Origin of the sequence: Streptococcus mitis (genome assembly GCF_026782865.1) — a bacterium.
Lineage (GTDB): Bacteria > Bacillota > Bacilli > Lactobacillales > Streptococcaceae > Streptococcus > Streptococcus mitis_CG.
This window is the reverse complement of sequence record NZ_JAKUXK010000006.1, coordinates 226,469-235,308: the sequence shown is the minus strand read 5'-3', so window position 1 is coordinate 235,308 and position 8,840 is coordinate 226,469. Positions and strand designations below refer to the sequence as shown.

Here is an 8,840-nt window from a genome sequence, read left to right as displayed (position 1 = left end):
GAACCACCTCCGTGATTACTACTGTGTTCCTGCTTCTGACGAGTAATTTCTTCTTTTGTTCGAACATTATCAGCATGTGCCACATCCTTAAGATAGACATAATACTTACCATCTACCTTAATCACATAGCCACCCTTGATTTCATTGACAATGTCTGAATCCTTTAACTGATAATTTGGATCTTTCATCAGCAGTTCTTCACTAATGATAGCATCATAAGGAACCTTGCCATTATAGTAATGATAATGGTCTCCATGAGAAGTCACATAACCTTGGTCCGTAATCTTGATAACGATTTGCTCGGCATTAATACCTTCTTTTTTACTGACTTCATCAGGTGTCAAATTTTCTGCCTTTTGGCTTGGTTGGTTACCATCGATGTATGAAACACGATTATTTTCTTTTACAGTTTGAGCTTGATGCAAACCTAGTTCATAAGCACAGACACTTAAAACAAGTGCTGCTGCTGACCCAGCTAGATATTTTTTATTGATTTTCATTCTTTCCTCACTTTAATTCTTCTGCTAAAATACTCATATTTTCTTCAAGGTTTTCTAGATAAGTCTTATCATTTTGTGGGTCTGCCTCTAAAGGATTCAGAGTTTTAAGACCAACACCTGTTGATTTGACAAGAGTTTCAGCTACTTTCGAAGAAGCATTACTTTCTGTAAAAATCGTTTTAACCTTATAGGTTTTAACAAATTCCTGAATTTCTGTTAGTTGTCTTGGACTTGGTTCTTGTTCTGGAGAGATACCTGCAATACCAAGTTGATTGAGTCCAAATCGCTTAGCTAGATAAGAAAAGGCTGTATGTTGTGTTACAAATGTTTTCTGACTCGCTTTTTCAAATTTAGGCTGGAATTTCTTAGTCAATTCTTGAGCTTTTTTGATAAAGGCTTGCGCATTTTTTTGATAAGTTTCTTTATGCTCACTATCAACCTCTGAAAGTTTATCAGCGATAATTTGGGCTTCTTCTCCAGCTTTTTCAGGATCTAGCCAAGTGTGAGGGTCATAAAGCGTTTTTTCATCAACTCCATCACCTGCGTCCACATCTTCTAATCCAGGAACACGATCCAATGTCATTCCTTCAGAAGCCTCTAAAACCTTAACTTTGGATTTTTTAAGATTGGGATCCAGACTTCCTGCCCAAGATTCGAGCGTATGCGAATGGTAAACAAAGACATCTGCATCATAGATGGCTGCAATATCATTTGCTGAAGGTTCAAAGGAGTGAATTCCGCTACTTGACTGAATCATTCTAACATCATTCAAGTCACCAGATACATCCTTGACCATGGCATAGATAGGGTAAAAACTGGTCACAATTTTCATCCCTTTACCTGACTGGCTTTCCTTTTGACCACAAGCAGCTAAACACAAAAGAAAGACACTTAACAACACTAAAAACAAATTTTGTTTCTTCATAAAAACTCCTTAACTAGTTATTTAACTAGTTAATATTCTACTCCAATTTTTTTTATTGTCAAGCATTTTATGAACTAGTTAATAGATTTTCTGATTTTAAACTATAAAAAGTCCTTGCAACTTAGTTGCAAGGACTTTTCGATTAATCAAAGTTAACGTATTCTTTTTGAAGTTCAAGGACTTCTTCCATTGTTGAACACTCTGTAAGGGCACGGTTAGCGTACTCTTCCATCTTAGCAGTGTCCAATTTCTTCATCAAGCTACGTGTACGAAGTACAGATGTTGCTGACATAGAGAACTCATCCAAGCCCATTCCGACAAGAAGTGGAACAGCTTTTTGGTCACCAGCCATCTCACCACACATACCAGCCCATTTACCTTCAGCGTGAGCTGCCTTGATAACGTTATTGATCAAGCGAAGGATTGATGGGTTATATGGTTGGTAAAGGTAGGAAACTTGCTCGTTCATACGGTCTGCTGCCATTGAGTATTGGATCAAATCGTTTGTACCAATTGACATGAAGTCTACTTCTTTTGCAAATTGGTCTGCAAGCATCGCTGCTGCAGGGATTTCAATCATGATACCAACTTGGATGTCATCCGCAACTGCAACACCTTCAGCAAGAAGATTTGCTTTTTCTTCTTCATAAACTGCTTTAGCTGCACGGAATTCTTTCAAAAGGGCAACCATTGGGAACATGATACGCAATTGACCGTGTACAGAAGCACGAAGAAGAGCACGGATTTGAGTGCGGAACATTGCATCTCCAGTTTCAGAAATAGAGATACGAAGGGCACGGAATCCAAGGAATGGGTTCATTTCGTGTGGCATATCGAAGTAAGGAAGTTCCTTATCTCCACCAATATCCATTGTACGAACAACCACTGGTTTACCATTCATTCCCTCAAGAACAGCCTTGTATGCTTCATACTGCTCATCTTCAGTTGGGAAGTCTTGAGAATCCATGTACAAGAATTCTGTACGGTAAAGTCCAACAGCTTCTGCACCGTTGTTGTTAACACCTTCAACGTCTTTTGGAGTACCGATGTTAGCAGCCAACTCGAAGTGTTTACCGTCAGCAGTCACTGTTTGAGCATCTTTCAAAAGTGCCCATTCAGCTTTTTGTTTAGCATAAGCTTCACCAGCTGCTTTAAATTCTGCTGCTTGTTCATCTGTTGGGTTGATAATTACTTCACCAGTAATTCCGTTAACGGCAAGGATATCACCGTCTTTCACCACTTCAGTGATGTTATTTGTTCCCAATACAGCTGCAATTTCAAGTGTACGTGCCATGATAGCTGAGTGGCTTGTACGTCCACCGATATTTGTTACAAAAGCTTTTACAAAGTTTTTGTCCAATTGAGCTGTATCAGATGGTGTCAAGTCATGCGCAATGACGATTACTTCTTCATTGATAGAAGCTGGGTTTGGCAATTTCTTACCAAGAAGATTTGCCAATACACGTTTTGTCACGTCGCGGATATCCGCTGCACGTTCTTGCATATATGGGTTGTCTTCCATGCCTTCAAAGATAGTGATGAACATGTCAGTCACTTCTTTAAGACCTGCTTCAGCATTGACTTTCTTAGCACGGATTGTTTCTTTAATCTGACCAATCAATTCTGGGTCAGCAAGAACCATCAAATGAGCGTCAAAAACTTGAGCCGCTTCTTCACCAAGCGTACCTACAGCTTTCTCACGGATAAGAGAAAGCTCGTTTTGAGAAGCTTCAAGAGCTACATCCAAACGAGCCTCTTCTGCGTTTGTATCTTCGACTGAAACAGTCTCGAATGACAAATCCGGTTGAACGAGTAGATATGCTTTTGCAACTGCAACACCATCAGATGCTGCGATTCCTTTAAGCATTTCTGTCATTTTCCTTATGCCAATCCTTCTTTTTCCATTGTTTCTGAGATTGCAGCGATAGCATCATCTGCATCTGCACCTTCAGCTGAGATAGTTACGTCAGCACCTTGGCCAACACCAAGACTCATAACACCCATGATTGATTTAAGGTTAACTGATTTACCTTTGTACTCAAGAGTGATATCTGAAGCAAATTTGCTAGCAGTTTGTACCAACAATGTTGCTGGACGTGCGTGAATACCTGTTTCTGCCACTACGTGGAAATCTTTAGAAGCCATAGTTTGACTCTCCTTTTGTTCTTTCTTTTTTTGAGTTATATGTGATAACCCTTACAATTTGGTATTATATCATCTTCTAGGATTTTTTTCAAGCATTTTATGGGATTTATTCGATTTCCTTTCAGATAACTTGCTGAAAATCTTCTATCTTATGTAACAAAACACAGGATATAGTTTTTCAAAAAACAAATTATATGATAATTATCACTATTTCACAAAAACAAACACTACATATTGTGTTTTGTTAGGTTATGTAGAAAAACAGACCACTATATTTAGTTTTAAATCATTGACAAAAATTTATTTTCTGATATACTAGGATAGAATTAAATTTTAAAGAGGAGTTACACAATGGTAACCGTTTATTCTAAAAACAACTGTGTTCAATGTAAGATGACCAAGCGTTTCTTGGACAGTAATAATGTCACTTATCGTGAAATCAATCTTGATGAGCAACCTGAGTACATCGATCAGGTTAAAGAGCTCGGTTTCAGCGCAGCTCCTGTTATCCAAACACCAACTGAAGTCTTTTCAGGTTTCCAACCAGGAAAACTGAAACAATTAGCATAATCTTAGTACACCATCCAGAAGAAACTGCTTCTAGGGCTAACTTAGAAGCCTTTCTTTTGTAATTAGATAAGGGAAATTTTATGGGATTAAAACATCTTGAGGACGTGACTTACTTCCGTCTCAATAACGAAATCAACCGTCCTGTCAACGGACAAATCATGCTTCATAAAGATAAGGAAGCCTTGGATGCTTTCTTTAAAGAAAATGTAGTTCCAAACACTATGATTTTTGATTCAATCAAAAATAAAATAAACTACCTCATTGAACACAACTACATCGAAACAGCCTTTATCAAGAAATACCGTCCAGAATTCTTGGAAGAATTGTCGCAATTTATCAAAGACCAAAACTTCCAATTCAAGTCTTTCATGGCTGCCTATAAGTTTTACAATCAATATGCCTTGAAGACAAACGACGGTGAATATTATCTTGAAAGTATGGAAGACCGCGTCTTCTTTAACGCTCTTTATTTCGCTGATGGCAATGAGGCTGTCGCAATCGATATTGCCAATGAAATCATCCACCAACGCTACCAACCTGCTACTCCTTCCTTCTTGAATGCTGGACGTGCTCGCCGTGGGGAGTTAGTATCTTGCTTCCTAATCCAAGTAACTGATGATATGAACTCTATCGGACGTTCTATCAACTCAGCTCTTCAACTTTCACGTATCGGTGGTGGTGTGGGAATTACCCTCAGCAACCTTCGTGAAGCTGGTGCACCTATCAAAGGCTATGAAGGAGCTGCTTCAGGTGTCGTTCCAGTTATGAAGCTTTTCGAAGATAGCTTCTCTTACTCAAACCAATTGGGTCAACGTCAAGGTGCCGGTGTTGTTTACCTCAATGTCTTCCACCCAGATATCATCGCCTTTCTTTCAACTAAGAAAGAAAACGCCGATGAAAAAGTTCGTGTAAAGACCCTTTCACTTGGTGTTGTAGTACCCGATAAATTCTACGAATTAGCACGTAAAAATGAAGAAATGTATCTCTTCAGTCCATACTCAGTAGAGCTTGAATACGGTGTGCCATTTAACTACATCGACATCACTGAAAAATACGATGAGCTAGTCGCAAATCCAAATATCCGCAAGACAAAAATCAAGGCGCGTGATTTGGAAACTGAAATCTCTAAATTGCAACAAGAGTCTGGCTACCCTTATGTAGTCAACATTGATACGGCTAACCGTGCAAACCCTGTTGATGGTAAGATTATCATGAGTAACTTGTGTTCTGAGATTCTTCAAGTTCAAGAACCAAGCTTGATCAACGATGCTCAAGAATTCCTTCAAATGGGAACGGACGTTTCATGTAACCTTGGTTCAACCAACGTAGTCAACATGATGACTTCACCTGACTTTGGTCGTTCTATCCGTGCTATGGTTCGTGCCCTTACTTTCGTTACAGATAGTTCACACATCGTAGCTGTTCCTACCATCGACCACGGAAATAGCCAAGCTCATACCTTTGGTCTTGGTGCCATGGGACTTCACAGCTACCTTGCCCAACAATTGATTGAATATGGGTCACCTGAGTCTGTTGAGTTTACTAGCATCTACTTTATGCTTATGAACTACTGGACTTTAGTTGAGTCAAACAATATTGCGCGTGAACGTGGTATCACCTTCCACAACTTTGAAAAATCAGACTATGCTAACGGAAGCTACTTCGACAAGTATGTGACTGGCGAGTTTGTTCCAAAATCAGACCGTGTTAAAGAACTCTTCAAAGATGTCTTTATCCCAAGTACCGCTGACTGGGCTGAACTGCGCGACAAGGTTCAAGCAGATGGTCTTTACCACCAAAACCGCCTTGCTGTAGCGCCAAATGGTTCTATCAGTTACATCAATGACGTTTCTGCTTCTATTCACCCGATTACACAACGTATCGAAGAACGTCAAGAAAAGAAAATCGGGAAAATCTACTACCCTGCTGCTGGCTTGTCAACAGAAACCATTCCTTACTACACTTCTGCTTACGACATGGATATGCGTAAGGTGATTGATGTCTATGCTGCTGCAACTGAGCACGTGGACCAAGGACTTTCACTCACCCTCTTCATGCGTAGTGACATTCCAAAAGGTCTTTATGAATGGAAGAAGGAAAATAAGCAAACGACACGTGACTTGTCTATCCTTCGTAACTATGCCTTTAACAAGGGTATCAAGTCTATCTACTACGTCCGTACCTTTACAGATGACGGTGGAGAAGTCGGTGCCAACCAATGTGAAAGCTGTGTGATTTAATCTTTGCTTGAGGAAACTACATTTTCTCAGATAAGTATTCATTCACCCTGCTAAACTAAACTGGAATAAGCATCTATACTATGAAATAACAAAAAGTCGGGCTTCCGACTTTTTGTGCGATACTCCTCTAGAATTATGATAAAATAGAAGTAATTGTGAGTTCGCAATACTAAACACAGAAAGAGATTTCAAAATGGAAACTTACTACAAAGCCATTAACTGGAATGCCATCGAAGATGTCATCGACAAATCAACTTGGGAAAAACTGACGGAGCAATTCTGGCTTGATACACGTATTCCTTTGTCAAATGACTTGGATGACTGGAGAAAGCTATCAAATGTAGAAAAAGACTTGGTTGGAAAAGTCTTTGGTGGTTTAACCCTTCTCGACACTATGCAATCTGAAACAGGGGTTCAAGCCCTTCGCGCAGACATCCGTACCCCCCATGAGGAAGCTGTTTTCAATAACATCCAATTTATGGAATCTGTCCACGCAAAATCTTACTCATCAATCTTTTCTACCTTGAATACTAAGGCTGAGATTGAAGAAATTTTCGAATGGACCAATACCAATCCTTACCTACAAAAGAAGGCTGAGATTGTCAACGAAATCTACCTAAACGGTAGCCCACTTGAAAAGAAAGTTGCCAGCGTCTTCCTCGAAACCTTCCTCTTCTACTCTGGTTTCTTCACTCCCCTCTACTATCTCGGTAACAACAAACTAGCCAACGTCGCAGAAATCATTAAATTAATTATTCGTGATGAGTCTGTTCACGGAACCTACATCGGTTATAAATTCCAACTTGGTTTCAATGAATTACCTGAAGAAGAGCAAGAAAAACTCAAAGAATGGATGTACGACCTGCTCTATACTCTTTATGAAAACGAAGAAGGCTACACAGAAAGCCTCTATGACGGTGTTGGTTGGACGGAAGAAGTCAAAACCTTCCTTCGCTACAATGCCAATAAAGCTCTCATGAACCTGGGACAAGATCCACTCTTCCCAGACTCAGCAGATGATGTCAACCCAATCGTTATGAACGGTATTTCAACAGGAACTTCCAACCACGACTTCTTCTCTCAAGTCGGAAATGGTTACCTCCTTGGTGAAGTTGAAGCCATGCAAGACGATGATTACAACTACGGTTTAGACTAATTCAATTATCCCAGAACTGATAACAAATATCATGGTTTGTTTAAAACAACCATGATATTTTTGTTTTTGTTTTCTTTTGTTTTTTAAATTGATTGATTGATTGAATACTTTATGATAAAATAGTAATAGAAATAGAGGTGATAACGATGTTAAAGCAGGAAAAACTAGATAATATTCTAGAAACGGTGAATACAAAGGGAACTATTACTGTAAAAGAAATCATGACTCGCTTGGATGTATCAGATATGACTGCTAGACGCTACTTGCAAGAGTTAGCTGACAAAGATTTACTTGTTCGTGTGCACGGGGGAGCTGAAAAAATTCGCACAGGTTCTATTTTAAATAATGAACGTTCCAATATTGAAAAACAAAGCTTACAGATTGCAGAAAAACAAGAAATTAGCCGTTTTGCAGGCCATTTAATCGATGAAGGTGAAACCATTTTTATCGGTCCAGGGACAACCTTGGAATCTTTTGCCCGTGAACTTCCAATTGATAATATTCGTGTTGTAACAAACAGTTTACCAGTCTTTCTCATCCTAAACGAACGAAAACTAACAGATTTGATTTTAATCGGTGGAAACTACCGCTCTATCACTGGAGCCTTTGTAGGAACACTAACCTTGCAAAACTTGGCCAATTTACAATTTTCTAAAGCCTTCGTTAGCTGTAATGGTATTCAGGACAATGCGATTGCGACCTTTAGTGAAGAAGAAGGTGAATCCCAACGCATCGCCCTCAACAATTCCAATAAAAAATACTTACTAGCTGACAATAGTAAGTTCAATAAATTTGATTTTTATACCTTCTACAATATCTCTGATATTGATACCATCGTTTCAGATTCTAAACTGAGCAAAGAAACCTTCGACCAACTTTCAAAACAAACAAAAATTATTCTTTCTAAACCATAAAACTGAGGATTGATAAAATATAAAATGCGTCACATCAAGAAAATAAGAATCTTGATATGACGCATTTTTTGATAAAGATTTTTACAAAGAGTTTCCTACTTTATGATTGTTGAAACGGCATAAAATCTGAATCAAAGGAGATATTATCCCATTCTTCAGGATTGATAAAATTTAAAAACAGATTTTTAAATTCTTCCAGCTCATAGTCTGAATGACAAATCCATTCTTTACCGGTAGAGACATACCATTTCCCAAGTTTTTTCAGCTCCTCATTAGTCAAACAAGGTATTTGAGAACATTTATCAAAATTGATAATATAAACTTTTTCATAAATAGATTGGATAAAATCTTTGAACATCTTTTACCTCACTAGAATTCTATATCTAATGA

Annotated in this window: 9 protein-coding genes; 4 read left to right on the top strand and 5 right to left on the bottom strand. The window is 38.6% G+C overall.

The features are described from left to right. The 4 genes from MK482_RS05870 to MK482_RS05855 form a co-directional block, all read right to left on the bottom strand. On the bottom strand, positions 1-500 hold a 500-nt coding region (locus MK482_RS05870), incomplete at its 3' end, for a pneumococcal-type histidine triad protein (protein ID WP_268718229.1). 7 nt (positions 501-507) lie between these two features. After that, positions 508-1,425 carry a zinc-binding lipoprotein AdcAII gene (gene adcAII, locus MK482_RS05865; protein WP_268718228.1) on the bottom strand — a complete coding sequence of 306 codons (918 nt, stop codon included), beginning with the start codon at positions 1,423-1,425 and terminating at the stop codon, positions 508-510. A 142-nt stretch (positions 1,426-1,567) separates the two neighbouring features. Continuing rightward, positions 1,568-3,301, bottom strand: coding sequence for a phosphoenolpyruvate--protein phosphotransferase (gene ptsP / locus MK482_RS05860; protein WP_004241506.1), 1,734 nt, complete (start codon positions 3,299-3,301; stop codon positions 1,568-1,570). A 5-nt stretch (positions 3,302-3,306) separates the two neighbouring features. Further along, entirely contained in the window at positions 3,307-3,570 is a 264-nt protein-coding gene (locus MK482_RS05855) for a phosphocarrier protein HPr (protein ID WP_000146947.1), read from the bottom strand. 351 nt (positions 3,571-3,921) lie between these two features. Between MK482_RS05855 and nrdH the strand changes: the two genes are divergently transcribed. The 4 genes from nrdH to MK482_RS05835 all read left to right on the top strand — a co-directional run bounded on the left by nrdH (position 3,922) and on the right by MK482_RS05835 (position 8,450). Further along, on the top strand, positions 3,922-4,140 hold the full coding sequence (gene nrdH, locus MK482_RS05850) for a glutaredoxin-like protein NrdH (protein WP_049500732.1): 219 nt from the start codon (positions 3,922-3,924) through the stop codon (positions 4,138-4,140). Positions 4,141-4,220: 80 nt separating this feature from the next. Continuing rightward, positions 4,221-6,380, top strand: coding sequence for a class 1b ribonucleoside-diphosphate reductase subunit alpha (nrdE, locus tag MK482_RS05845; protein WP_268718227.1), 2,160 nt, complete (start codon positions 4,221-4,223; stop codon positions 6,378-6,380). Positions 6,381-6,573: 193 nt separating this feature from the next. After that, positions 6,574-7,536 (top strand): class 1b ribonucleoside-diphosphate reductase subunit beta, encoded by a 963-nt coding sequence (nrdF, locus tag MK482_RS05840; RefSeq protein WP_000451386.1) that lies wholly within the window; start codon positions 6,574-6,576, stop codon positions 7,534-7,536. Between the two features lie 146 nt (positions 7,537-7,682). Continuing rightward, positions 7,683-8,450 carry a DeoR/GlpR family DNA-binding transcription regulator gene (locus tag MK482_RS05835; protein ID WP_023942569.1) on the top strand — a complete coding sequence of 256 codons (768 nt, stop codon included), beginning with the start codon at positions 7,683-7,685 and terminating at the stop codon, positions 8,448-8,450. Positions 8,451-8,550: 100 nt separating this feature from the next. On the opposite strand, the gene MK482_RS05830 is transcribed toward MK482_RS05835, so the two are convergent. Continuing rightward, positions 8,551-8,808, bottom strand: coding sequence for a DUF3884 family protein (locus MK482_RS05830; RefSeq protein WP_080977053.1), 258 nt, complete (start codon positions 8,806-8,808; stop codon positions 8,551-8,553). Positions 8,809-8,840: the final 32 nt, after the last annotated feature.

What these genes read in the sequence shown, in the direction of transcription:
- adcAII (WP_268718228.1), bottom strand. Translation starts at nt 1,425, where the DNA reads ATGAAGAAACAAAATTTGTTTTTAGTGTTGTTAAGTGTCTTTCTTTTG.
- ptsP (WP_004241506.1), bottom strand. Translation starts at nt 3,301, where the DNA reads ATGACAGAAATGCTTAAAGGAATCGCAGCATCTGATGGTGTTGCAGTT.
- MK482_RS05855 (WP_000146947.1), bottom strand. Translation starts at nt 3,570, where the DNA reads ATGGCTTCTAAAGATTTCCACGTAGTGGCAGAAACAGGTATTCACGCA.
- nrdH (WP_049500732.1), top strand. Translation starts at nt 3,922, where the DNA reads ATGGTAACCGTTTATTCTAAAAACAACTGTGTTCAATGTAAGATGACC.
- nrdE (WP_268718227.1), top strand. Translation starts at nt 4,221, where the DNA reads ATGGGATTAAAACATCTTGAGGACGTGACTTACTTCCGTCTCAATAAC.
- nrdF (WP_000451386.1), top strand. Translation starts at nt 6,574, where the DNA reads ATGGAAACTTACTACAAAGCCATTAACTGGAATGCCATCGAAGATGTC.
- MK482_RS05835 (WP_023942569.1), top strand. Translation starts at nt 7,683, where the DNA reads ATGTTAAAGCAGGAAAAACTAGATAATATTCTAGAAACGGTGAATACA.
- MK482_RS05830 (WP_080977053.1), bottom strand. Translation starts at nt 8,808, where the DNA reads ATGTTCAAAGATTTTATCCAATCTATTTATGAAAAAGTTTATATTATC.